Origin of the sequence: Melghirimyces algeriensis (assembly GCF_900182565.1) — a bacterium.
Classification (GTDB): domain Bacteria; phylum Bacillota; class Bacilli; order Thermoactinomycetales; family DSM-45169; genus Melghirimyces; species Melghirimyces algeriensis.
In genome coordinates, this window is record NZ_FXTI01000020.1 from 1 (window position 1) to 26,208 (window position 26,208).

At 44.1% G+C, this 26,208-nt stretch carries 22 protein-coding genes and 2 pseudogenes; 4 read left to right on the plus strand and 20 right to left on the minus strand.

From position 1 onward, the window contains the following. The 15 genes and pseudogenes from FN782_RS16395 to FN782_RS16465 all read right to left on the minus strand — a co-directional run. Positions 1–5,330 (minus strand): beta-ketoacyl synthase N-terminal-like domain-containing protein (locus FN782_RS16395; RefSeq protein WP_142506866.1); only part of this gene is annotated, 5,330 nt, incomplete at its 3' end. Then, on the minus strand, positions 5,327–6,121 hold the full coding sequence (locus tag FN782_RS16400; protein ID WP_142506867.1) for an alpha/beta hydrolase: 795 nt from the start codon (positions 6,119–6,121) through the stop codon (positions 5,327–5,329). The genes FN782_RS16395 and FN782_RS16400, both read right to left, overlap by 4 nt. A gap of 15 nt (positions 6,122–6,136) precedes the next feature. Continuing rightward, the gene (locus FN782_RS16405) at positions 6,137–6,778 is read right to left on the minus strand and encodes an MBL fold metallo-hydrolase (protein WP_246065006.1); all 642 of its coding nucleotides are present in this window, start codon (positions 6,776–6,778) and stop codon (positions 6,137–6,139) included. 23 nt (positions 6,779–6,801) lie between these two features. Continuing rightward, complete coding sequence (locus tag FN782_RS16410; protein WP_142506883.1) at positions 6,802–7,050, minus strand: acyl carrier protein; 249 nt, start codon at positions 7,048–7,050, stop codon at positions 6,802–6,804. Between the two features lie 243 nt (positions 7,051–7,293). Continuing rightward, the gene (locus FN782_RS16415) at positions 7,294–7,962 is read right to left on the minus strand and encodes a class I SAM-dependent methyltransferase (protein ID WP_142506869.1); all 669 of its coding nucleotides are present in this window, start codon (positions 7,960–7,962) and stop codon (positions 7,294–7,296) included. Positions 7,963–8,007: 45 nt separating this feature from the next. Next, positions 8,008–9,366 carry an MATE family efflux transporter gene (locus FN782_RS16420; protein WP_142506870.1) on the minus strand — a complete coding sequence of 453 codons (1,359 nt, stop codon included), beginning with the start codon at positions 9,364–9,366 and terminating at the stop codon, positions 8,008–8,010. A gap of 32 nt (positions 9,367–9,398) precedes the next feature. Next, on the minus strand, positions 9,399–10,337 hold the full coding sequence (locus tag FN782_RS16425; RefSeq protein WP_185956394.1) for an acyltransferase domain-containing protein: 939 nt from the start codon (positions 10,335–10,337) through the stop codon (positions 9,399–9,401). 825 nt (positions 10,338–11,162) lie between these two features. Next, positions 11,163–11,564 (minus strand): TetR/AcrR family transcriptional regulator, encoded by a 402-nt coding sequence (locus tag FN782_RS16430; protein ID WP_342778415.1) that lies wholly within the window; start codon positions 11,562–11,564, stop codon positions 11,163–11,165. A 300-nt stretch (positions 11,565–11,864) separates the two neighbouring features. Next, a complete protein-coding gene (locus FN782_RS16435; RefSeq protein ID WP_142506885.1) occupies positions 11,865–12,641 on the minus strand; it encodes an SDR family oxidoreductase in 777 nt (258 codons plus the stop codon). Between the two features lie 422 nt (positions 12,642–13,063). Next, positions 13,064–13,639, minus strand: coding sequence for a DUF2705 family protein (locus tag FN782_RS16440; RefSeq protein ID WP_142506872.1), 576 nt, complete (start codon positions 13,637–13,639; stop codon positions 13,064–13,066). 132 nt (positions 13,640–13,771) lie between these two features. Further along, a complete protein-coding gene (locus FN782_RS16445; RefSeq protein WP_185956395.1) occupies positions 13,772–14,563 on the minus strand; it encodes a hypothetical protein in 792 nt (263 codons plus the stop codon). Further along, positions 14,560–15,423: an ABC transporter ATP-binding protein gene (locus FN782_RS16450; RefSeq protein ID WP_142506874.1), complete on the minus strand. Its 864-nt coding sequence runs from the start codon at positions 15,421–15,423 to the stop codon at positions 14,560–14,562. The genes FN782_RS16445 and FN782_RS16450 overlap by 4 nt, the downstream gene beginning before the upstream one ends. Continuing rightward, positions 15,424–16,233, minus strand: a complete 810-nt coding sequence (locus FN782_RS16455; RefSeq protein WP_142506875.1) for an ABC transporter permease subunit — start codon at positions 16,231–16,233, stop codon at positions 15,424–15,426. 81 nt (positions 16,234–16,314) lie between these two features. Then, positions 16,315–16,695 (minus strand): hypothetical protein, encoded by a 381-nt coding sequence (locus FN782_RS16460; protein WP_142506876.1) that lies wholly within the window; start codon positions 16,693–16,695, stop codon positions 16,315–16,317. A gap of 596 nt (positions 16,696–17,291) precedes the next feature. Then, positions 17,292–17,810, minus strand: a pseudogene (locus FN782_RS16465) (DUF444 family protein); the annotation flags it as partial. Between the two features lie 162 nt (positions 17,811–17,972). On the opposite strand from FN782_RS16465, the gene FN782_RS16470 reads away from it, so the two are divergent. From FN782_RS16470 to FN782_RS16485, 4 genes are all read left to right on the plus strand, one after another. After that, the gene (locus FN782_RS16470; protein WP_142506877.1) at positions 17,973–18,407 is read left to right on the plus strand and encodes a MarR family winged helix-turn-helix transcriptional regulator; all 435 of its coding nucleotides are present in this window, start codon (positions 17,973–17,975) and stop codon (positions 18,405–18,407) included. 123 nt (positions 18,408–18,530) lie between these two features. After that, positions 18,531–18,959, plus strand: a complete 429-nt coding sequence (locus tag FN782_RS16475) for a DMT family transporter (RefSeq protein ID WP_142506878.1) — start codon at positions 18,531–18,533, stop codon at positions 18,957–18,959. A gap of 14 nt (positions 18,960–18,973) precedes the next feature. Next, positions 18,974–19,453: a DMT family transporter gene (locus tag FN782_RS16480; RefSeq protein ID WP_142506879.1), complete on the plus strand. Its 480-nt coding sequence runs from the start codon at positions 18,974–18,976 to the stop codon at positions 19,451–19,453. Between the two features lie 104 nt (positions 19,454–19,557). Further along, the gene (locus FN782_RS16485) at positions 19,558–20,580 is read left to right on the plus strand and encodes an NADH:flavin oxidoreductase/NADH oxidase (protein ID WP_142506880.1); all 1,023 of its coding nucleotides are present in this window, start codon (positions 19,558–19,560) and stop codon (positions 20,578–20,580) included. A 75-nt stretch (positions 20,581–20,655) separates the two neighbouring features. Here FN782_RS16485 and manA read toward each other — a convergent pair whose 3' ends face one another. The 5 genes and pseudogenes from manA to FN782_RS16505 form a co-directional block, all read right to left on the minus strand. Further along, the gene (manA, locus tag FN782_RS16490; RefSeq protein WP_142506881.1) at positions 20,656–21,606 is read right to left on the minus strand and encodes a mannose-6-phosphate isomerase, class I; all 951 of its coding nucleotides are present in this window, start codon (positions 21,604–21,606) and stop codon (positions 20,656–20,658) included. A gap of 33 nt (positions 21,607–21,639) precedes the next feature. Further along, on the minus strand, positions 21,640–21,771 hold the full coding sequence (locus FN782_RS17360) for a hypothetical protein (protein WP_281285988.1): 132 nt from the start codon (positions 21,769–21,771) through the stop codon (positions 21,640–21,642). Positions 21,772–21,789: 18 nt separating this feature from the next. Further along, a pseudogene (locus FN782_RS16495) lies at positions 21,790–23,679 on the minus strand (fructose-specific PTS transporter subunit EIIC). A 16-nt stretch (positions 23,680–23,695) separates the two neighbouring features. Then, positions 23,696–25,663, minus strand: coding sequence for a BglG family transcription antiterminator (locus FN782_RS16500; protein ID WP_142506882.1), 1,968 nt, complete (start codon positions 25,661–25,663; stop codon positions 23,696–23,698). A 221-nt stretch (positions 25,664–25,884) separates the two neighbouring features. After that, positions 25,885–26,208, minus strand: a 324-nt coding sequence (locus tag FN782_RS16505; protein WP_142505093.1) for an RNA-guided endonuclease TnpB family protein, incomplete at its 5' end; no start/stop codon positions are given.

Sequence of the window (26,208 nt, forward strand, 5' to 3'; positions counted from 1 at the left end):
GGATAATCCAGTTCATACCCCTGAACAAACAAATCCGCCACCGCCCTCAGGTTGTCCATATACTCTTCATGGTTTGCTTGGCACTGGCGGATGCAATGGTTGCCAAACGTTTTTAAAGCCGTCTGTTCCCTGTGTTCTCTCTCATGTACCACATGGGTAAATACAGAGGAAATGGCCTTGCGCTCCAGCCATTGTTCCAATTGCTTTACCAGATCCTTTTGATCGCACACAACACAGGCCAGGCGGTACTTAAAATGCTTTCGTCCCACCAATAAGGTGTAGCAGATATCCCCTACATCCGTCTCATTTTCCTTGCCATAATCGATCAATTGCTGAGCCTGCTTTCGCAGTGCCTTCTCAGATCGTGCTGACAGTACCAATAGATAGCCGGGTTGATCCGGATGTTTCCGAATCCCCGTTGGTGCCTCTTCAATCACCATATGGGCATTGGTGCCACTCACCCCAAACGAACTGACAGCGGCACAGCGTTTCGTACCCGGCTTGACCTCCCACTCTTTTAGCTCGGTATTCACAAAAAAGGGACTATCCTTAAATGGAATGTGGCTATTCCCCTGTTCATAATGTAGGGAAGGCGGTATTTTGCGGTGTTTTAGAGCCAACAGCACCTTGATCACACCAGCAACCCCAGCGGCCATTTGCGCATGACCAATATTGGTCTTAATCGATCCGATGGCGCAGTAGGCCTTCTGATCTGTGTAGTGTTGAAACGCCTTTGTCAGTGCTTGATATTCAATGGGGTCCCCCAATTTCGTCCCTGTTCCATGGGCTTCTACCATCTGAATCTCTTCGGGATGAATGCCAAACCGGTCATAGACAGCCCGTTCCAACTGAACCTGGGAACGAAGGCTGGGTGCCGTAATGCCATTGGTGGTACCATCCTGATTGATACCGGAACCCCGAATCACACCATAAATATGGTCGCCGTCGGCAAGGGCATCCTGTAGCCGCTTAAGCAGGACCACACCCACCCCTTCACCCGGAACAAATCCATTGGCCCGATCATCAAAGGTGTAGCATTGTCCTGTTGGAGACAACATCCCTGCCTGATGCTCTGCCTGATATAAGTCCGGTGTACATTGTATCGATACACCGCCAGCTAAGGCCATCTCTGTTTCGCCGGTCCATAATCCCTGACAAGCCAAATGCATAGCCACCAGTGAGCTGGAGCAGGCAGTATCTACGGCAATGGCTGGACCCTGCAAATTGAGATAATAGGCAATCCGTGCCGGAATGACAGAACCCAGATTTCCCCAAAACGCTTGGGGCACCTCACGCGAGGGGTAATCATCCATTAGATGGCGATAATCCCCCCCGCTACATCCCACATAAACGCCACACAATCGGCCTTGTATGCCTTCTCCGGCATAACCGGCATCCTCCAAGGCTTGCCAACACGCCATTAAAAACAGGCGTTGCTGGGGGTCCATATAGGTCGCTTCTAAACCAGAAATATTAAAGAAGAAGGGGTCAAACTGATCAATATCCTCAATAAAACTGCCCACTTCCCATTCTTTGGCTGTTTCATTTCCATGACCTGAATGTCGCCAGCGGGATGTACGATCAATCAAATGGGTACCTTTGGACAGATGTTCCCATAATGCATGCACATTCGGGGACTTGGCAAACTTGCCGCTCATACCCACAATGGCAATGGGTCCTTTCTGCCCACCGTCCAACTCCGGCTTCATCTCATGGACACTCAGCTCTTCTTTTGGCTCTTTTGAATGAACAAGAATGGTTTCCTTCGCAGGTGCTGCCTCCTGCCCAAAAAAGGCGGCAATGGGGTCATGGTAGTGGGTCAAAAGAAAATCCGTCAATTGGTTAATGGAACTATGATCAAAGAGAATGGTGGTCCCCAAATCAAGGGAAAAGGTCTGATTGATCGCCTGCACCAAATTGATCCCGGTAATGGAATCCACACCGTAATCGCGAAAAGCAGCCCGAAAATCAATGGTTTGGGCCTCGGTTGATAAGGCGCGCGATAAATGTTCGGCCATCCAGCTTTTCAGGGCCACTGTCATGTGATGTTCCTTTACAGTGACAGCGAGTTGTTTTTGATCCCCTTGTTGAATGGGAGTTTGCTTTGATGCAACCGCTTGGCGCACTTGACCATCGCTTAGGGCCATCACAATCTGTTGTCCCTTTGCATGGGACTCTTCCACGGGAAAACGGACCCGTTTAAATCCTTCCTGTTCCAATACCCGTTTCCATCCCGCCGCAGACACCGCCGGACCACCGGGTAGACGCAGTGCGTCATCCTGGAATAACCACCAACCCTCCAAAAGACCAAACGTCAGGTGAAGGAACAGGGAATTGTCACTAATTTCATTTAAAATCAGCAAACCATCCTTCTTTAACACCGATTTGACCTGGCGCAATGTTTGCCGGATTTCCTTTGTGGCATGAAGCACATTGGTCGCAATAGCGATATCATATGTATCGGTTGGAATGCCTTGTTCAGCGGCTTGTGCCTCTGCATTGTAAATCGCATAGGAGACAAAGGGATAGTCTGCTTTCAACCTTTCTTCCGCATATACCAGAAAGGCTCTTGAAATGTCGGTATAGCAATAGTCTGCAAGATGCTCCCGATAGGGCTTTAGATGATTCAATACGCTGACACTGGTACCCCCTGTGCCTGCTCCGATTTCAATGATGCGTATGCGTGCATCCGGGTTTTGACGTAAACGTTCTTGAATATGGTCAACCACTTTTTGGGCAAGGATTTCATTAAAATAATCAGCAACGGCATTGTTTTGATAGATCCCTTCCACCAGATCCATCGAAGAATTGGGAAACATAATATCCGTTGCCAATACCTCACCCGTTAAAATCTGCGGTAAGGAACGCAGGGTATGTTCAACCAACACCGTCTGTGCCTTGGCATCGGGTGAGGCCAACCAATGCTGTTTTTGCTGCTCCCAGGCTTCCCACCTATCCTCTTCCATTCCTACAGAGGGATTCACTCTATAACGATTCGATTCATCATATGCTACCCATTGCTGATCAACCAAAAACTGTAGACTGCGCGCCAACCATTTACGATAGACAGCAGACAGCCCCAGTTTGTTCTGCATATCCGCCAATGTCATCTTTTGGTCCGTCAAAATACCCAGGAACTGCAATTGTTCTAACAGCAACTTCCCAAGCAATCCCTCCATATCGCGCATTTGCAGACCATATGAGGATAGAACAGCAGGCTCTTTTACATTGGTACGCTCCGGTGCCCAATAACTTTTTTGGCAAAAGGGATAAGACGGAAGGGGAACTTTCCTATTTTTTTGATATAGACCCGTCCAGTCCAAGTCATAGCCTTGTACATACAGTTGGGATAATTTGGTCACATATTCCCGATAGGTATCCTCATGCAAAACCGCTTCATTCGCCAGTGTATCAATTAGCTGCTGCCCATGGTTCATCTGTTCCGGATCCGGTTGAAAAGCGGCGGTCCGCTCGTGCCACAACTCCCCTTCCACGAATCCCTCTTGCACCACTTTGCGCAGTTGCTGCCTGAGGTCTGTCAATCCGGTAGAAAGAAAGGCACAACGAACAGCAAAATGACTCCGTGCCACCGATAAGGTACAGGCCACCTCTTCTGCGGTGCAGTGCTCACCAACACGCTCCAGCCAATCAGCCAGATCGACGAGCTTGTGATGTAACGCTTCTCTGTTTTTGGCAGAAAACAAAAACAAATAATAGGGCTTGGGTGTTGATGGAATGGACGGAATCGGTTCTGCCACCCATTCCTCAATAATGATATGGGCATTGGTCCCATTGGAACCCAGCGCACTCAGCCCTGCCCTTAAAGGCACGCCCGGATGCGGTTTCCACTGGCGCAACGAAGAATTGAATACAAAAGGACTGTTATTCAAAAGATGATCTTGATTCTGTCCGTCTGTGCGGTTGGGCGGTAACACTCTATATTTCATCGCCATCAGAATCTTAAATAGACCAGCCATTCCTGCTGCCAGCGTGGCATGACCAATGTTTGGCTTATGGGAGCCAATCACGCAAAATCGGGATTTATCCGTAAACGATTGAAATGCTTCAGACAAAGCCTTCAGTTCCATGAGATCGCCCAGCATGGTACCTGTACCATGGGCTTCAATATAACCTACTGTTTCGGGATGAATCTCTGACTTCGCATAGACTTCTTGAACCAATTCCTTTTGGGAAGCGACACTGGGTGCTGTCATCCCGTTGGTTTTCCCAGCCTGGTTCACAGCAGACCCCTTAATCACACCATAGATATGATCCTGGTCCCGCACCGCGGCATCCAACCGTTTTAACACCGCCACGCCCACGCCTTCGCCCAAAACCATACCATTGGCCTGGGGGTCAAAGGCTTTACACTGGCCATCCGGCGACAATAAACCAGCCTGGGAAGACATAATAAAAAATTCAGGTGTGCTTGCAATAAAAACCCCACCAGCCAGCGCCATTTCCGATTCACCCTTACGGATACTGTCACAAGCCAGATGAATGGCGACCAAGGAAGAGGAACAGGCTGTATCCACCGTTAAGCTGGGGCCTTTAAAATTAAAGAAATAGGAAACCCGCGATGCCAGCATGGACATTTCATTGCCCCAAAAGGTGTGGGTGTTCATATCATCCCATAATCTCGCCCGATAGTCGGACGTGCGTCCTCCTATAAACACGCCCACCCTTTTTCCCGTCAATTTTTCAGCGGGATAGTCCGCATCCTCAAATGCTTTATACGTTTCCTCCAGGCAGAGACGCTGCTGCGGGTCCATCCTTTCTGCTTCCTCTGCCGAAATATCAAAAAAGCCGGCGTCAAATCGATCAATATGCGGCAACATACCGCCCCATTTACTGACTGACCGATTTTTCCGATCCGCCTGCGGCGTATAGTAGGCTTTTTCATCCCACCCAGGGCGTTGAATGTCCGAAATGCAACAATCCCCCGCCTTGAGATGGGACCACAGAGCTTCAATATTTTCAGATCCAGCAAATTTCCCTGATATCCCAATAATCGCAATATCTGTGGATGTATTTTCATCTATGTGAACCACGGATGGCGGACTTTTTTCTTCCTCCGCCGAGTATTGTTCCGCTATATGTTTCGCCAGTTCGGGGATGCCACGAAAATCAAAGACCACTTCCACACCCAAATCCAATCCCAGGCTGTTATTGACAGCTTCAATAAAGTCCACTGCTTTAATGGAGTTCATACCCAGTTCCAGAAAGCTTTTATTGTGATCAATGGGCTGATCCTGCTTGCCCACCACCTGGATAAACTCCTCAATCAATTGTTTTTGAATCTTGTGATGCACCCTTCGATCACGCTTCATCGTTCCATTCGCTCCTTGTCTCTAAGTGAAAAAGCAAGGATATGTTCAGCAACCTCCCGCCAATTGGGGTCCAACATCATGTCATGACCCATACGCGGAAAAATGACCGCCTTTGTCCGATAAAAACGGGCAACGGAATGGGTGGTCTTCGGGGAAATCATGAGATCCCCATCAGAACCCAGCACCAAAAGGGGCACCTGGGCTACCGTTTTCTTGGGCACCATGCGCTTCAGGCAATCGCGGCTGGCTTTTGCCGACTCCGGTTGCATCTTCTCGCTTAAGGCCTGTTTTTCTTCTGCTGTTAAGCCAGGCAAAAGTAAATCCACTGGAAAGACAGTGGTTTTCCCCTGATTAAACAAGAAAAGTTGACGAAATTTCTTTGTATGCCTCAACAACAGCCGTAAAAAATCCTTTAGCATTCCCTCTGGCGGAACCGAAGCCAGAAGGACAGCCGCTTCAATCCGATGCGGATGCTGGTTCATCAGTTTTTGTACCACTGCCCCTCCCATGGAATGGCCAATGATCAGGGGCTTCTGTTCAAGGGTTACTAGCACGCGGTATACATCTGCTACATAGTCATCCAGGGTAAAGGTATGTCGATTTTCATACCCTTCACTTTGGCCGTGCCCGCGAAAGCTCAGGGCATAGGACTGGAAACCATGGGATTGAAAAAAAGGAAGGAAATATTCCTTCCAACACCAGGCGGCATGATTGGCCCCATGAACAAAGAGAAGCGGTGGTGTTTTGGGTGTCCCTGCGGGGTTCGTTCGAATGACTTCCAGTTCTCCCATATCGCCCCTTCCTTTCTATTGAAAATCAAAGAGACCCTGTTGGTTTTTTCGCATACGAAAACGAATAAAATGTTCCCGATTCAGTTGTAAATAAATATTGTTCTTACAGAGATGCCCCATCGTCTGACCCGGTGACATACCAAACGAGTGCCCCGGAAAGATCCGGACATCATCTTTGATTTCTGCTTTTAGCCGTTGCATGCTAAGATACATCGCCTCTGGCGAGCCACCGGGCACAGGACAGGCACCACATCCTTCTGTAAACAAGGTATCACCTGTAAAAAGGCTTTTTTCCAGTTGAAAGCACATACTACCCGCCGTATGCCCAGGGGTCAGCAGACAATGAAATGGTAATTCTCCCAACAAAAGACGGTCTTTATCATTGACTGCATGCAATCGTTTGCATCTGAAACCGGATGCATCAATCTCCTTTTGGGACATAAATACATCCGGTTGCATCCAATCACTTAATGTTGGTACGAGGTTGACATGATCATAATGAGAATGAGTTAAGAGAATGGCTCGGAGGTTCGCATGGGCTTTTTCAAGCTGTTGGGTGATTTTATCCAATTCCCATGCAGGATCGACAACGATGGCATGCCCGGAGTTTGGCTCCACAATAAGGTAGGTGTAGTTAATAAATAAGTGATAGCTCATTCTCAGCGTATAATGATCATAAATCATGCATGTTGCATTTTTTCATGAAGGATTTCCGCCAAACCTCCGAGGTTCCGGGCTTCGGACAATTCAATACGCGGAATTTGCAACGATAGGGCTTCTAATGTCATCATTACAATTTCGGCCCGATCGACGGAGTTGGCACCTAAATCTGCCAGCCGATCATCCCATTGAAAGTGATGCTGTTCAAGTTCCGGTACGACCTCACGGGCATGCTGCACCAATATAGAAAATATTTCTTCTTTTTTCATTTTTATGGCCTCCTTATTTTGTAACGGTTTGAGATGATGCAATTCCTTTACTGCCAAAAGCTGTTGAAAATATTCCGTTAAGGATTTTCCGATGTGATCCATATGACGATTCCATAGTTCTCTAACTTTGTCTCCTTGATCCATTACTGTAGTGTGGAAAACCCGCTTTTTCAAGGCAAAAAATACAGCTTCCAAGGCTGAACTTTTTCAAAAGCGTTTTAGCCCTTTGCAGACACTGTCACATTAGCTCTCTAACCATGCCTCTATTCCAACAAGACCTTCACGCAGGTCACATGTTTTAAAGTCACTCTCTTTGATAAATGACATAAACTTCTCTTTCGTATAGGCTTGCTTAATCATCACATTGCGAAACATCCACTTAATAATCAGAGCATTGAGACCCTTGTAACCCATATCATCCGTTACAAATTGATTGATGTCCGCTTTGGATGCATCCCCTTTAAAATCGATGATGACCGCCTTCCCTCCCGGCTTTAATACCCTTTTCATCTCATTTAGGGCGGTGAGCGGCTGGGCAAAGTTCTTAAAAGCCGCCCGACAAACGACCAAATCAAAGATATGATCCTCAAAGGGAATTTGTGCCGCATCACCATGGCGGAAATCAACATCCACTCCGGCTTGGTCAGCATTATTTTGTGCCATTTGCACAAACTTCTCACTAATATCCAACCCGGTAATCTGAAAATCGCCCAACTTCGCCAGTTCAATCGATAAATAGCCCGGACCCGGAGCAAGGTCAAGAACAGAATCTCCTTCAGATAAAGCCTTTAAAACCTTCTTCGCATCCCGTGTGTATTTTTCCATTTTTTTCTTGGTGTTCTTGGCATACCAAGTACCAATCAAACCGTTCATTCCCGGTCCCTTATACTTCTTAGTGGGGGTTTCAGGCATATCCGATCGCTCCTTTAAGAGATTATATTTTTCCTTAGACTCATTTTAAGTTGGCATAGTCCCTTGTACTTTCATCTCCTTAACCTCCCATTTTTTCTTCCATACACCTGACAGATAATAGAACCAACTACATGCTGCCAACGCGATAAAACTGGCTAGGACGGCGAACCATACGCCCGTTACTTTAAAGCCCATCTGTGTAAGGATCGCCGCCACCGGCACCCTGATCACAATGAGGGAAGATAGAGAAAATACCAGGGTAACCCCACCTTTTCCAGCACCGTTAATAATGCCATTGCAAGCGTATAAAAGAGTAAAGAGGAGATAGCCAAAGCTGATGATTTGCAAGTAGTCCACACCAATCGCGACAATGGATGGGTTCGTTACAAAGATCTTTATCATCCAATCAGGGAAGAGAAAACAGGACAGTGCAATTAAAAATGTAAACGGAAAGTTAATAAGCAACCCCCAACGAAAAAGACTTTTAATTTTCTTCAGCTTCTTCCCCTGTACAGATTGTTTCATAAGGATCGTCATGGCGATCATAACTGCCATCGCCGGCAATGCCACAATGGAATCAATTCGGCTAATGACGTAGAAAGCCGCTGTCGCATCGCTCCCAAAGGGATTGACAAAAATAATGATGCATGTGTATCCCAAAGCCAATAAAAACTGTTGGATAAAAACAGGCATGCTCAGAGGTAATAATGAGGCTAGGATGTTGCGGTCCCATCTCAATTGTGTCGGTCTCATGAGTAAACCCTTATAATGACGTAAGAGATACCCCAAAGAAACGATGATGGCTAGTACCGAGACAATAAAAGAAGCAAACACAGCCCCATATAACCCTAACTTGGGGAAGGGACCCATCCCGGTGATCCACATGGGAACCAGCACTAAATTCCCTGCTGTGGCAATCGCAATAAAGAGCATTCGCGCAAACGTATAACCGACATCTCTCAGCAGGGATGTAATTAAAAATGAGAAATACATAATGGTAAAACCAAGGGCCATAATCCGGAGATACCCCGTTGCCATTTCCATGATCCCTTCAGGGGTTCCCAATATGGTCAGGACCCATGGTGCGGTCAAATAGACTCCTACTGTCACAAACATTACTGTAAAAATGGCAAAAGACCATGACACATTCATCTGTTTTTGCACCGCGTCATCCCGCTTTTTCTTTGCTTGAAAGCGTCGTAGCATGGGCGTTGAAGTCACCCTAGCCGCTCCATTAGCGACCGCAGACATGGCCAAAATGATGGGAAAGCATGCACCTACCGTCGCTACAGCCGTCCCGCCAAGCAATTGCCCTACCCAAATGATATGTATCAGGCCATCCACCATCACCAGAGCACTTTCAATAAAGATTGGGAAGGCCAACTGAATAATCCGTTTTTTCACTCTACTTTCCCTCCTCTATATCTCCTATCGCCTCATCTTGAGGGAGCAACTTGGTTATATACGCCTTCCAACGCTTTGGCATTATCGGTGAATGGCGAAAGAATATGAAAAATAGATAGATCGGTACGTTGCCTATAGTGAGCTTTGGCTACATTGGCAAGTGTGCCTGAAGGTCCTAAATCAATGAAAACGGCCCCGTGCTCCACCGCTTCTGTTAAAGCCTTTCCAAACTGGATTGGCTTTCTTAGCACGTCCCAAAAATACGCAGCCGTCAAGTGATCCTGCTTTTTTCCAGTAACAGAGGAATAAAACGGGATACGCGGTGATTGGTAGGATATTTGCGCCAAACGCGTTTGAATCGCTTCACCCGCCATCTCAATGTGCGTAGAATGGAACGGAACCGTTACAGGCAATCTGAGATAAGTAATTTCTTTTAAGCAAAGGTATCGCTCCACTGTGTTTAGTCCCTCTTGATGGGCAGCGATCACAAAATGGGATTCATTGTTTACCGCCGCGAGCTGGGCATGATGGTGAAGAATGGGAACCTCATCATAAAGCGAAGGGGAAGCCAGGATCGCCATCATCCCCCCTGGCTGACTAAACTTCTCCAACAGTTGGACTTGATCGATCAAACCCTCTAGAGCATCTTCTGGGCGGAAAACACCGGCTACGGCACCGGCCGCATATTCCCCCAAACTGGCCCCCATGACCGCATCAGGATGGATTCCTTTTTCGATTACCATTTGGGCCAAAGCAACTTCAATCATAAAAATAGCCGGATGGGTGTAGAACAGATCACTAAAATCATCGCTTTTCAAGCGATGTTCATCATACATATACCCAATGATTGATTTTCCTGTAGCCTTTTGAAACACCACATCCAACTGGCGCATGTTTTCATGAAAAACGGACTCCTGTTCATACAGCTCCCTGCCCATGTGGAAATATTGCGAACCTTGTCCCGAAAACATAAAAATGATTGGTCCCCTCATCACTTCACCACACCTAAACATGAATTTAATTAGAATATATTCATGTACGAATTAAGAAATTAGGGATAAAAAAAAGCACCCTCCTACAATGGATAAACCTTGTACGTTTACCCATAAGAGAGGTAGCACATTGCTGTCTTTAAAATTCCTTCTTACCGCCGACTGATGGCTCCATTTTTCGGCAACAGCACATACTCAATAAAATTGCTATTCCTTTCCGTTGTGTCTTAGTAAAAGGCATAGCTTCGCCCTTTCATCCAAGCGTCACCTGCACTACACTAACCCTTTATGTCCCCTCAGTCCATTAACGTGCCGCAACAACGATTAACTTCCTTTCGGTTCTTTTGTTTATCATTATTGTTCTTGAGTGAAAGGAAATGGTACGGAAAATATCGGAAAACACGTATTTTCAACGTTGCCTTTTCATCGATTTGTAGAAAATATACTTTTCAATAAATATCAGTTCAGTATTTCTTACTATTATATTGCAATATTTTCAAGTTAAGTCTACCATGAGTGATGCTTTATGTAAAGAATAAATATGTCCTAAAATTATAAATTCAAGTATGATTCCACAGGTTTCACTCATTTCATACCCCTGCCTCCAATGCACAAACAAGTTGACTTTCCATTCTAAAAACAGTCCTTCGCACTCACTTCGAAATCTCGTCACCTGACTGCTCATTTTACCACTTCGACTAAAAAGGTGAGTTCTCCTGTAACAACATCCTTTTCTTTTTGGTTGCGAGGTAAGCCATGCCTTGATCGTCTCTTCTTTACCGTTCACTTTTCCACCGAGGATAATCACACCGCCGACGAAGACCATGTCGACAAACCGGGTGTAAACGGTTTGCACAAAACCGGACTCCAGGAAAGGGGGAAAAGGCGGGACATCTTTCCCATCGTTGAGAAGCAGCGGCTACCCGTTATTTTAATTTGCGTAATCATAATTCTAACAATTTCAAACAATTTGGTTTTATAACTGGTTCCCAGATTTTTGATGATCTCTTCCTGCAGTTTTAAAAGTTCATCGATATATATCAAATGAATGTCTTTCAACAATTGTTCCTTGGACTCAAAATAATAGTAAAACGTCCCCTTGGTAACGCCCAATGCTTCTACTACATCTTGAATCGATGTTTCGCTGAACCCTTTCATTTCAAATAATTGTATGCTCTGTTCCACAATCTTCTTTTTGATCGTCACCCGATCATCTCCCTTACTGCCAACAGTGATTACATACTGTTCCAATTATATAGAAACGCCAGAAAAAGAAAACGATCGTGCGGATATTGAAACATCGTCCTCTTTGAAACGACCTCTCAAATCGTTGTTAACCAAAGAACGCCATTCAGGAACAAAAATCGAAACCATCTGTTCCCTGGCATGGAATAGGGAGAAATTTGTGTTAATGTCACCTCTCCCCGCGGAGATCAGGGCAATTTACACATTGGAGCAGTTTGATGTCGGACGTTTCTCCGATATCCTTTTTTTATTGCCAGCACCTTACCAAGCCGTGGTTCCCCCGTCGACCACCACCACTTGTCCTGTCATGTAAGCGGCGGCAGGGGACGCCAGAAAAACGGCAACTCCCTTGATATCATCCGGCTGTCCAAAACGGGCCAACGGAATATGGGAAAGCATCTTCTCCTTAAACTTCTCCAAGAGCGGTCGGGACATTTTACTGGGAAACCAACCGGGAGCGATAGAGTTCACTCGGATTCCGTACTTGGCCCAGCTGGTAGCTAGGTCCTTGGTCATGGTAATGACCGCCCCTTTACTGGAATTGTAGCCAACAGTCTGCATATATTCGGGATGACCGCCGCGCAGCCCGGCCACAGAGGCGATATTTATAATCCGTCCTCCTTTTCCCTGAGCAATCATCCGTTTCCCTGCCACCTGGGACATTAAAAAAGCCCCCTTCACATTGACATCCATCACCTGTTCAAACTTGTCGACAGGCATCTCCTCCGGCGGTGCCCCCCAAGTGACCCCGCTGTTGTTGACGACGATGTCCACACCGCCAAAGGCTTCCTCTGTCGCCGCTACCACCCGTTTTACCTCTTCGGGTTGGGTCACATCGCAGGCGAAAGCGAGAGCTTGCGCCCCTTTGGCTTCCATCTCCTCTTTCACCTGTTGGCACACCTCCAAGTTCCGGGAGCACAAGACGACCTTCGCCCCAGACTCCGCCAAGGCTTCGGAGATGTATTGTCCCAGTCCTCTGCCCCCTCCGGTCACAATCGCTATCTTTCCGTCCAGACGAAATAGATCCTGAGTATTCAAAGAAACCATCCTTTCCAATTTTTTCGATACAGCTGAAGCGCAACGCATAGCTTTTGACGACATCCGTCTCCCGCAACAGGATCCCTTTGACTCTCCAAAGCGCTAAATCCGCCCCGTTTGAGCCAATGCAGTGGCATAGCGAATCAGGCCGCGCACCCCTTCACCTGAAACTCCGGCCAAAAATCAAAATGACGCCCCGTCATCGCAGCCCCTCCACCTCCGTTTGTCGACTACACATCCACTGCAATAACATCATACCAACCGGTTAGTATGATAATTCTATCATTATATATCTGATTATTCGAATAATAAAGATCTATTTCAACCTTACTTTTGCCATTATGCGAGGCACTGTCAGCTATCTCCTAGTAATGAGGACTCGTGGTGAGAGCGGGTCTCCAACCGATGGTCAGAGACCCGCTCTATAAAATTGAGGCCTGTCGTCTTATCCAGATAAATGAAGAGATGATCGCGATCAGCATGATAAAGAAGCTGGTTCCATATAGGGAAGCAAGTGACCCCTCTTCTGTAAGAAGGAGCTGGAGAGAAGGATAGAATAGAAGGGAGAGGAAACTTGAGTTTTCAACGTACGGGTACAGCTGCCCAGAAATGGTTAAGTAGATCGTGATCGCAATATAGGAAAAAGGTGCATGATGGAAAAAAAGGGCGACCGTTTGACCCAGTATCGAAATCACCATGATCCCCAGAGTGAAATGAACGTACAAAAAAGTGATACCAATTAGTGGATGAAACGATTGAATCGATGTCTGAAACAAAGGTCCCCAGTTGGTTTCAAAGGAGAAAAAGAACAATCCGAAGCAGAAATGGATCGTAAAAAGAAGCGAACTGTAAGCGATACAGGCCAACGCATTGGCAGCGAGCTTCGTGACCCAATATTCACAGCGGGAGTTAGAACGGAACAGTAACATCTGATCAAAGCCCTCTGTATTTGAAGTGATCGAGTGTGTGACGAACAGGATGGGCGCGACAACCAACACCCACCCCAGGTAATCCAAAAAAGTTAAATGGGCCGATATACCTGTGAGAGAAAAAAAGAGATAGTCCCATACCGTAATAGGAAGTTCTTGGTTCCCAACCTTTGCGGATAGATGAAACGAATGATCCTCATCTCATGATCGTTCCTTTATGAAGAAATTCATACATCGGATTCTAAGAGCACCAAGGAAATGGAATATAGTGATTAAGAAAAATAGATAACCTACAGAATGTTGTACCGTAAAGTTAGTGATGGTTCTATGAGGGTTGTATGGATGGTGCAGATCGAGCCTCATCGGTGTAGTAGGAAGCCAGCCGGCGATATCTGGTTGGTAAATATGGGTGCCAAATGCGACCACGCAGAGAAGAAGCCCGATACATCCACTTATGATTACGCTTTTTGTCCACAGGGAGATCAAAGTTACCAACAGACCAAGTGCAAACAGAGCAAGGGTATGGATGGCAAAAATCGATGCAAAAACAAACGGAGTCTCCATGATAGCGTAATGAGGATACAGAACGGGTCCCGTAAGGGGAAACCCCCAAAAAAGGGCTGCGATCCATAAGCAAAAGAGGGTGAAACAAACAACTAAAACGGCATGTAGAAACAACAAGATGAATTTAGCTAACCACCAAACATATCGGTTTTTTGCTCGGAAGAGCACATAATGCAAAAAACCGTTCATATCGCGTATGACTAGATCGGATATAGAAAGCAAATAGATGACAGGGATGATCACGATCGCAAAAAACATCTGTGTTACAGAAGCCAGCATAAAGTCCCATGCATTCGTAACAAAGCCGGAACGTATATCGGAGCCGATCAAAAATTTGGAGGCGATGGAGACGGCTAGCAGGGTTAGCAAAAGGAGAAGCCACCGCTTTTTCTGACGATCGATGAGTTGTTCCATTTCAAAAAGAATCATATCTGCTTTTGAACCTCAATCACTTGAATTTCGTCTTGCATCATTTCTGACGTCAGCTCCGCTTGACTCACCCAGTGACTAATACATACTACAGCAGGGTATCCATTTACTGGTTGATCGATTTGCAAGTGAGGAAACCGTTTCGTTAGTTTCTCTACATCATCCCAACTGCTTACAACAAGTCTCCATTTTTGCTTTGTACTCTCTTGTACGGAAAGCAGCTTTCCTTCTTCAATCTGGAACACGCGATCACAAAAACGTTGAATCTCTCCTTTTACATGAGAAACGAGAAGGACACTGGCCCCTTTTTCAATCAGTTCTTGAAGGAGGGAAGAGAACGTTTCTACTCCATGATCATCCAAAGCGTTTGTCGGTTCGTCAAAGAGGAGTAAACAAGGGTCTTCCATGACCGCTTGTGCAATACCCAACCGTTGTCGCATTCCCAGCGAATATGTTCGGACGGGCTTTCGATTTTCTGGATCTAACCCTACTTGCTTCATAACTTGATACACATCTGTTTTGTCAATCTTCTGCTGGATGGAAGCGAGCATGGTTAAGTTTTGGAATCCCGAAAACTGTGGTAAAAAGGAGGGAGTCTCAATCAATGCTCCGACAGAAAGAGGGAGGTCCCCCAATAAACCCGGACGGACGCGTTTCCCTTTTACTCGGATCACTCCCCTGTCAGGGTAAATCAAACCTGTTACCAAGCGAAGCAGAGTGGTTTTTCCAGAGCCGTTGGAGCCCACAATCCCAACAACTTCACCAGGTTGGACAATCAGGTCCACTTGCTTCAGTACCTCACGACCGCCCAGTTTTTTAGATAGTTGTGTTAATTCCAGCGTAGGTGTATGAGGGTTCATTTATTTCACCGATCCTTTAAATCGTTGATTATATATGCAGAAAATAAGTATAAGAGAAATGAGCCAAAATACAGCCCAAAATAGAGGGATCTCCAATGGATGAAAAATGGTTCCTTCAACGAGGTATAATACTCCCAATCGCATGGGTGCCAAACCGCCAATTCCCATAATCTGTACAATGAAACTAAGTCCAATATAGAGAACCCATGGGATTACCAAGATAGCAACGATGTTCCTTACCATTAAAGATAAGAGGATGGCCAGTACAGTAAAAGCCATACCCATCAAAGCGGTGTTCAAAATAATCAACCCTACGTACAGAAAGGGATACGAAGTAGCGAGATCACTTGCATATTCAGGGGTTAAACCCGGAACTATGTGTTTAGGAGAAAAAACGGGAAATTGAGTCAGGCTATATCCAAACATAAGGAATTCGCATAAAACAATGACTAAAAATGTAAGAACAGATGCAGATATCAGCTTTCCTACGATGTATTTCCTTCTACCAACTCGCATCAAGACCAAATTGGAGTAACCGGTTTTTAAATCCCACGCCAGAGTGTCACCAGCAAAAAGAACCATGATGAGTGGAAAGATCAAAGGGAGAAACGTGTAGGGTCCCCATCCTTGTGCACTGTAAAAAGCAAAGAAGGCATTATGTTGTTCTTTTGGAAGTTGAACGGACGGGTCTAGTTGATAGGCTTGCAACGCCACGAGAAAGAAACCGATAAATAGTAAAATACCGAGTAAAGACTGCCATCTTCGAATCAATCGCTGAAACTCTGTTTTTATAAAAGTGGACAAGATCATTGAACTCCTCCGTTTATAAAACCTCGATTGAATAAAGTGATCAAAAGGATTATCCTTTTGATCACTTTATTCAAGGATTAATTAAATTAAGGCTTCCAATGAATTTTCGCTTCGGTTTCTACGATAATATGTTTGGGCTGTTTTAAATGCGCCCTGGATGGCAGTCCCCTTTTTAACTCCTGTTTTATGAGAATAGGTGACACCAAAAGTATGTTTTTTCCACGAAGAAAGATACTTACCTCCAGAAAATTTAACAATATTGGAATATACAGTATGGTTTCCACCAGCATAAGTAACCTTGGTAGATTGAGTTCCACTTGTAGCATCACGAGCGACAGTATATGCAGGTCGGTAAGCAGGTAATCTAATTTTCCCCGAATACCAAGTAGCTGCTACTGACCCAGCAAACGAGAAAAACAAAACGGAAGTAAGTAAACTAGCAATTAGCTTTTTCTTTGGCATACTTCCCCCCTTTTTTTTCTAACTAACAAGTACAAACTTACCAATATTTACATACTCCTTATTGCGATAGTAATCCACTCTTTTAGAAAAGTCAATAATAATTTTTATATTTTCTTAATTATTTTATTGGAGAGTGTACTGTCAAGGGGAAGACTGAAGTGAGCTGTTGATTATGTTAAGTTGAATGACGGATGAAATACATCGTTTTTCTGATTGGGACAAATGAATCGGATGGTTTGCAATTCCTTCACTAGGTTTTGGTAAGTATCTCAACTGTTCCGGATTTGATAGTCTTCTGTAAGAGTCTCACATATTTTATTCATTGAACACTATTAATTTTTCACTCGATTCTTTAAACTGCTTTCGACGGTTCAGAAAATCGAAGGGGAGAGCAAAAAATTCAGCTATAATTTTCAGATGCAAACCCGTTGATTAACCATCTTTCAAGCGGGAAAGTCGTATTCTATTCGCATAAATGACCCTAGAGGCCCTCATCCTATAAGTATCTTGGTCTGAACCAGTATTTAACAAAATAGAACCTAGTTCTTATAAGAAAAAACAAACAAAATACCGCCTATTAAAGGCGGTACATAGCTTCAGGCCATACCCGATGAAGATTCAGCTGAACCCACAGGTCCGAAAAAATGCTTCAGTGCATTATACACCTCTCCTTTCTCCCGGATGATATAGTACATAAACTTGGGATTTTCCATGTGTTTGTAGGCATTCATGAGAGTGCTGTGCCTGTTATACTGGTTTACTTCCCCATAGCCAAACATATTGGAGCGATGCATCAGCTCTTCCACCAGTTTGACACAGCGGTTGTTGTCGGAAGTGAGGTTGTCACCATCGGAAAAGTGAAAGGGGTAGATGTTATAGCGGCTGGGTGGATAACGTTCCTCAATCATCTCCAACGCTTTTTGGTAGGCCGAGGAACAGATCGTACCTCCAGATTCCCCTTTGTTGAAGAATTGATCCTCGGAAACTTCTTTGGCCTCGGTGTGATGGGCAATAAAGACAATCTCCACCCTGTCATACTGCGTCCGCAAGAAACGGACCATCCAGAAGAAGAAACTGCGGGCAATATATTTTTCAAACGTTCCCATCGATGTGGGTATGTCATAATTAACAATAAAACCTTGTTAAAAACTTACTTTCTCCATCCAGCCCTTATTCAGTATGGTTTGACTATAAATTGTTTTATTGTTACAATTAATCACCGCTATAAGCGTAAAAATCGAATATCGTTCTGGATTGTTAAATGAGGTGGAACGTATATGGATCAAGATGCAAGCAGACAACTGATCGACAGTTGGTTGTCTTTCACTCATATTCATATGAAAATCGCAAATGAATTGGAAAGTGCACTCCAACAGAATCATCAAATATGCTTGAAAGAGTTTTACGTGCTTTTATTCTTATCCGAAGCTCCCGATAAAAAATTGAGATTACAGCAATTGCAGGACATGGTTGGACTCAGTCAAAGTGCCATGTCAAGACTTGTAAGCAGGTTTGAGGCAAGAAACTGCGGAGTTTTACAAAGGCATTTGTGCGAGGAGGATCGCAGAAGTATCTATACTTCTTTAACCAAAGAGGGCGAAGAAAAGCTTGAAAAATCTTTAATTACCATTAAAGCAACCCTTGCAAAAGCTTTTGCTAAAGAGAATATTCAGGATGAATTACAAGATTTAATCCAACAGATAAAAAGATGAGACTCCTCAAAAATGAACACTTGACGGAGAGGATTTTTTTGGGTAAGTTAAATGCATGCGCATGCATTATAAGAAAAGCAATGACTCCAGCTTTACAGTTTTATAATAAGGAGGAAGCTATTTTTGAAAATACCGTTTTATATTGCAGCGCTCATAGCAGGCTTGTCTTTAAGTCTTGAGGCTGGAATCGGGGGCACACTGGGGCAAAATATTGGAGAAATGGAAACCACATTTTATATGATGTCCATGTCGGCAATGGTTATGGTGTTCATTATTCTATTCTTTGGAAAGGGAGATTTGGCACAAATTTTTAAGGTTCCAAAATGGAATCTGCTTGGTGGGATCTTAGGAGGCTTTTATAATCTGATTTTAATCATCAGTGTACCCATTATAGGTGTTGGAATTTCTGTGATAGCAGCACTGATTGGGCAAATTGCAATGAGTGCATTTATTGAACAATTTGGTTGGCTTGGCTCTCAAAAGATAAAATTTAACATAAACAGATTTGCCGCCATTATGCTATTAGCAATATCACTCTATCTGGTATATTAGGGAGGAAGGCCTCTTTGAATTTGTTGGTGATTCTCTCAGCATTTATAGCTGGTGTAGCCTTAGCAGCTCAATCCATGATCAATGGAACGCTTGCAAAAAAGACTGGAATGTTTGAAAGTGCATTTTTGACCGTTGTATCAGGAAGCATCTTCTTAGGTATTATGATCGTCTTCTTTGCTGAAGGCGAAATCCTTAAAATTGCTGATGTGCCCAAGTGGCAATTACTTTGTGCGTTTTTTGGATTAGCTTATGTGGTATTAATGGTAGTGGCCGTGCCGAAGATTGGTGTCACTGCTTCCGTTATAACCGTTATTATTGGACAGATCGTTTCAAGTATGATTATCGATCATTATGGTTGGTTTGGAAACAATATCATCCCTTTGGATCTGGAACGGGTCGTCGGGATTTTGTTAATGTTTGTAGCACTTTACTTTATTGTCAAAGGAAACCAGAAATCAGAATCAGAAAATAAGCATGTACACACTATTACTTGACAAAAATACTATTTTATGGTTATTTAAATGCATGCGCATGCATTATATCATAACTTAAACGATCCATCATGTAAGTGGATATTCATAAAAAAGGAGATTGAATTATGGATCATTTATTTAGCCCGTATAAGTTAAAGGGATTGGAATTAAAAAACCGCATTGTCATGCCTCCGATGTGCCAGTATTCCGTGGTGAACAAAGACGGCATTGCGAATGACTGGCACTACATTCATTATGTAAGCCGTGCCGTCGGTGGAGCTGGTTTAATTATTATCGAAATGACGGATGTTGAACCGGATGGCCGTATCACCGATTATGATTTAGGATTGTGGTCTGATGATCATATTCCGGCTTTATCAAGAATTGTAGAGGCTGCTCATCAATACGGCGCAAAAGTAGGGATTCAAATTGCTCACGCTGGGCGCAAGGCAGAAGATGCAAAGATACCTGTGGCACCGTCACCCATTCCGTTTAACAAAAAATTCAAAACACCGAGACCCCTTTCTACAGACGAAGTAAAAGAAATGGTTCAAAAATTTCAGCTGGCTGTAAGACGTGCGGTAAAAGCCGGGTTTGATACAATTGAATTACATGGTGCTCACGGTTATCTGCTTCATCAATTTCAGTCCCCTCTAACAAATCAACGGACGGATGAATACGGTCAAGATTTAACGAAGTTTCCGAGGGAAGTCATTCAAGCGGCCAAAAGTGAAATGCCTGCCGATATGCCGCTTATTATTCGCATCTCCGCGAAAGAATATGTGGAAGGAGGATACGGCATCGCAGAGAGTATCGCTTTTTCAAAAGAATACCAAAAAGCAGGCGTCGATCTGTTCCATATCAGTGCCGGTGGAGAGGGAGAAATCGCCGCTCACGGAAAACCGGGAACACATGCTGCCTATCAAGTCCCACTGGCAAGAGCGATCAAGAATGCCCTGGACATCCCGGTAATCGCTGTCGGAAGGCTGGATGAACCATCATTGGCAAATGCAGTAATCGGAAATGAAGATGCCGAGTTAATAGCCGTAGGAAGAGGAATGCTTCGCAACCCTTATTGGGCTCTAGAAGCAGCAAATCAATTAAACAAAGAAATTAAGGTACCAAGACAGTATCAGGTTGCATTTTGATTAAACATTGATTTCGAAAACGAGCCTTCATAGACAATTGGATTCTCTCTATGAAGGCTATTCTTTTTTTCCCACTTAAACATAGGAAACGATCATATGAAGTTTTCCCTGGAATGAAAACGTACCAAACTCGTACGGAAGGATAAAATGATCCCCTTTTTGAACCGTAAATGTTTGCCCACCAGCAGAAAGCTCCCCTTCTCCATTTATAACACTGATTATTTGAAATGTTTCATTTTGTTCAAATGATGCTTTTCCATCAATGCTCCATTTTTGAACAGTAAAATACTCACATTCTACAAATGTTGTGATTTCAGCGCTTTCCACTGTCTTCACATGATATGTTGGTTCCCGATCAACATGGGGTACGGTTGTCACATCGATCGCTTTCTCCAGATGCAGTTCACGCTTGTTCCCTTCTTGATCCACACGATCATAATCATAAACACGGTAGGTTGTGTCAGAGGTTTGCTGTGTTTCAAGCACAAGCGTTCCTTCACCAAGTGCATGAATCGTTCCACTTGGCACATAGAAGAAATCACCGGGTTGAATCTTTACTCTTCGCAACAATTGATCCCACTCACCACGATCAATCATCGCTCTCAGTTCTTCTTTTGAAGATGCATGATGACCGAAAATCATTTCCGCATCTTCTTTACAGTCAATAATATACCAACACTCTGTTTTTCCAAGCTCACCACTTTCATATTTTCTGCCGTATTCATCATCTGGATGCACCTGAACCGATAAATCGGCATTTGCATCCAAAATTTTTATAAGCAGTGGAAACGTATCTGAACTGTGATTTCCAAAAAGATCGCGATGGTTTTCCCATAGCTCACTGAGCGTCAACCCTTTGTACTCACCGTTCTTTACAACGGTTTGTCCATTCGAATGCCCTGAAACGGCCCAGCATTCCCCCGTACGCTCTGACGGAATGTCATAGTGAAACACTTCAGCCAGTGCTTTCCCTCCCCAAATACGCTCCTTAAAAACAGGTTCTATAAACAGTGGTTCCTTCAGCATTTACTCCCTGACCTCTCCTTCTCATGATAAAACTTATTTCATTATTGCAAATAAAAGGAGGAGCATCCCCCTGAGGTTCATGACAAAGTGGTGAAGGGGAGATATCCGTTTCCACATCTCTTTCCTCCAGGGGTTCCGCTGGGTCGTCGGAAAAGGATGCTCCACCGGATCTCCCCCTCTTATTTACATCTCACTCACTAGCCTTAACACCTCATCCTTACTGTCTGCATTTAATAAGCTTGCACGAAACGCATCATCCATAAGCTTCCGTGATAACACTTGCAGAATTTTCAAGTGTTCATCCCCTGCATTTTTTTCCGGAACCGCAATCATAAAAATCAATTTTGCATCTTTCCCGTCCATGCTGTCCCAGTTAACACCATTACGCTTGACACCAAAGGCAACGCGTGCAGTTTGAACGGCATCTGATTTCCCATGAGGAATCGCGATCCCAAAGCCAATTCCTGTACTGCCTTGCTGTTCACGGGAAAAAAGTGCTTCTTTATACGCTTCTTTATCGGTAAGTGCACCTGTTGCATCGATCATGGAAACCATTTCATCCATGATTTCTTCACGCGTTGTACCTTCAAGGTGAAGCTGGATCAGATCTTCTGTCATTAAATCTGTCAATTTCATATTTTAAACACTCTTTCCTATCAAGTTTTATTCTTCAACCGGTTTTTTAAGGATATTTACCGTAAAAGCGGTTACAACCATACCAATCAGAATGGCAACAAAGAACATGGGTACATTTCCAACGGCTTGGAATACGGCAACAATGGGTCCGCCGTGCGGTACATTGTCTGTGACATTTGTGAGCATGGCGACAACGGCTCCGACCATGGACCCGATCATAATGCTCGGAATTACACGAAATGGGTCACGTGCTGCAAGCGGAATCGCCCCTTCTGTAATTCCGACAAGTCCCATCGCAAGAGCAGCCTTCCCTGCTTCCTGTTCCTCTTTTGCGTACTTCTTTTTGTTTACCAATGTTGCAAGACCCAATCCTAACGGAGGTGTACAAATCGCAACCGCAATGGCTCCCATAATGTACGTATGGCCTTCCCCGATCATCGCTGCACCGAATAAGAAAGCGACTTTGTTAAAGGGACCACCCATGTCAAATGCGATCATGGCACCCAAAATCAGTGCGAGCAGAATTTTACTTGCTCCCTGCATACTTTGAAGCCATGCCGATAATCCTTCCATCAGTGCTGCAATCGGCTGTCCTAGAATAAAGATAAAAATAACGGCAACGATTACAGATGAAATCAAGGGAATCACTAAAATGGGCATAATGGGCTGAATAATCGCTGGTACTTTAATCTGTTTAATCCCTTTTGCAATATAACCTGCCAAAAAGCCGGCGATAATTCCACCAATGAATCCTGCTCCCGCTTCACTGCCGTAAAAACTCCCATTTGCGGCAATATAACCACCGATCATACCCGGCGCCAGTCCTGGGCGATCTGCAATACTCATCGCAATGAATCCTGCTAAAATCGGAACCATAAACGTAAAGCTTGCCGCACCAACATCTAAAATCGACTTCCATAAGGAATCTTCAGGAATGACAAGACCCTTCTCTGTCGGCTCACCACCAATGGCAAGTGACAATGCAATCAAAAGTCCACCGACAACCACAAATGGAATCATGTAAGAAACACCATTCATCAAGTTTCTATACAGTGGATTCTGCTTTTGCTTGCGTTCCTGTTTTACTTGATCGATGCTTTGTGTTTCCGTTGGTGCTTGATCTCCATAAACCGGAACATCGCCGCTTTCAAATTGTTCTATCAATTCCTCCGGTTTGTTAATTCCATCTGCAACCGGGGCTTCCAGTACCTTTTTTCCTTGAAAACGGCGTTTATCAACCACTTTGTCTGCGGTAATAATAATTCCGTCTGCCGCTTGAATTTCTTCAGCAGTTAGTTCATTTTCAACACCAATCGAACCCTGTGTTTCCACTTTTATTTCATGTCCCAGCTTTTCTGCCGCTTTTGCAAGCTTCTCAGCAGCCATATACGTGTGGGCAATCCCATTCGGGCAAGAGGTAATAGCAAGCAGCTTCATTCTGTGTCCCTCCTATTCACTGTAATAACTTGTAAAACTGCAATGCTGTTTTTGGTTGCTTCAGTTGGCGAAGTGTGTTCTCATCTTCAACTAAATTGGCCAGCTCTGAAAATAAACGTTTTACCGTTTCTCTTTCTTGTATATTGTTCGCAAGCATCATCACAAACGTTACTTTTTCACCCGACCAATTGATCGGCTTTTTTAATCGGGCGACCGCAATAGCCGGCTTTTTAACTGCACCTCCCTTTCCATGTGGAATGGCAACTTCTCCACCGATATACGTTGAAGAAATCTTTTCACGTTCCTTCGCTTCTTCGCCATATCCTTTTTCAACAAATCCTCTTTGATAGAGCTTGTCCGCTAAAAAACGGATGACATCTGACTGATCCTCATGAGTCATATCCAGAAAGATCAGTTCTGGGACAATCATTTCTTTCAAGGTCGAATAGCGATCAGACATTCGCTCTTTTGATACATGAATTTCCTTCACAAACTTCCTCAACATTTCCTGTTCATGTGCTGGAAGAAGCGGACTAACCGTTATAACAGGTACATCTTCGACTCCCTCAAGTGGTACCGTACTTATTAAAACATCCGGTTTATTGCGGTAAATGACGTTTTTCACTTGTGTGATGGATGTCATCTCTGTAATGATTAATTCTGGAAAAAGTGATGATAGCTTTGCCTCCAAAAGCTGTGAAGTGCCCGCACCTGTTGGACAAATGATCACTGCCGTTGTTTTGTCTGGTTTCACTCGATTCAATCGTTCCAGTGCTGCTTGAAAGTGAAGCACCATATATGCAACTTCATCTTCTGGAATGGTCGTCTCAATCTTTTCTTCAAGATCGGTCATACATGATAAAATGACTTCAAATAGATAGCGATACATTTTCTTAATTTCTTTTAACATCGGATTTGTCATACTTAAACGATGTCTTAGTCGATTGAGCGTTGAATGAAAATGAATGGCCAGTCCGATTACAAGCTCTTGATCATCTTGAATTCTCTGATCAATCACATTTGCAACCTTTTGGATCAGCTCTTTTACAATCTGAAGTGCTTCTTCGTCAATCTTCTCAAGGGATGATTGGAACTCACCTTTTACAAGCGATAGATCATAACGAATACGGGAACCGAGTAAATGAAGTGTCATATAACCGATTTCAGCTTCAGGAATTTTGATTGCTAACTGTTTCCCCAACTGTTTTGCGAGCTTTTTAGCAAAGGTAAATTCCTTTTTCTTTTGCAGCTCTGACAGCTCACTTTCCAACATGTTAATGCTGTGTCCCTGCTTGATTCGCTTTACCGCAATCGCAAGATGAACCGTTAAATTGACAATCGATTGATCCGTTAAATGAAAATCAAGCGTTTGATCCAGTTTTCGTGTTTCCATTTCAATGAATGCAACTTCATAGGGGTGAAGAACATCCTTAATGACCTGAAGCTGCTGCGTGTTTAATACAAAGGAAGCTGTATTCGCCAGCTCTTCCACAACTTTTGATAGTGCACATCGCCAGGCTTTTTCCGCTCCTTTAACCCTAAGACCAAGATTTGGTTTACAAATAAGGTTTAAACCGAACCTTTCAAGCCAAGCTTCAATTTCCGGTAAGTCTGAGCTGATTGTTGATTTAGAGACATAAAATTTTTCGGCAATTTCCTGCATGGTTAACACATGACCTGTTGTTAAAAGCAACTTAATGACTTCAAACTTTCGATGATCTTGTGTCAAAGTATGGTCTTCAGTGTCATGAAGATGGTAAAGGAGCTTCTTCTTTTCGACTTCCTCTCCTTCTAACAGCACTCCGACACTCGGTTTTCGTTGAATTGTAATCCGTGTATCATTCTCTAAGAAGTCATCAAGCGCTTTCAGATCATTACGAACTGTTTTTTCAGAACAATTGAGCCTTTCTGAAAGTTCTGTTACAGATGTGTAATCATCTGTACGTAATAGCAGTGTCAAAAGCTGTTTTCTTCTTGGATGCATCACCTTACACCACCATTTCTTTGAAGAAAGTTCTTTGTAAACCCTTTCTTCTCTTTAACCTTAACGTATACATATCACCCAAAAAAAATCAATTCTTACCGTAACATGTGGTAAAGTCTGTTTTAATACAAAAGTATATCACTATATACCTTGACACTCCTCATGCCTGAAGGCAGGGGATTCTTGGGAGCTCCCGTCTACTGATAGGATCATATCCAAGCTTAAACGGTCTGCCCGACCGCAAGTACTCGAAGTCCTTCTTGCAAGATGTTTTTGGATGCATTGATGTCTCGGTCATGGTGAGAGCCGCATGTAGGGCATGTCCATGCCCGAAGGTTGAGGTTCTTTACATCCTTGTTTCGGTAGCCACAGGAAGAGCAAAGCTGACTAGAAGGGAACTGTTTCCCCACTTTCACCACGTTTCTTCCATGCCAGGCTGCCTTGTAGGTAAGCATAGCGACAAACTCCGACCACGAGGCATCCGTGATCGATTTGGCTAACTTGCGGTTTTTCACCATATGCTTTACTTGGAGGTCTTCGATACA